Origin of the sequence: Sulfitobacter sp. UBA1132, assembly GCF_002311545.1 — a bacterium.
Classification (GTDB): domain Bacteria; phylum Pseudomonadota; class Alphaproteobacteria; order Rhodobacterales; family Rhodobacteraceae; genus Sulfitobacter; species Sulfitobacter pontiacus.
Genome location: NZ_DCAN01000019.1, coordinates 321768 through 322028 on the forward strand (window position 1 = coordinate 321768; position 261 = coordinate 322028).

The 261-nt window shown below is 62.1% G+C and carries 1 pseudogene; it reads left to right on the forward strand.

What is annotated here, in order from left to right:
* A pseudogene (locus B4F27_RS15325) lies at positions 1-261 on the forward strand (malate synthase G); the annotation flags it as partial.

The window sequence follows — 261 nt, forward strand, 5'->3', positions numbered from 1 at the left end:
ATCATGGATGAAGAGCGCCGCACCTCGGTCAACCTCGCGGAGTGTATCCGCGCGGCCAAATCGCGCGTGGCCTTTATCAACACCGGCTTCCTTGATCGTACCGGCGACGAGATCCACACCTCTATGGAGGCAGGGCCGATGGTGCCCAAGGGCGAGATGAAAAACGCCCCTTGGATCAGCGCCTATGAGGATCGCAACGTCGATATCGGTCTGGCCTGCGGCCTGCAGGGACGTGCCCAGATCGGCAAGGGCATGTGGGCC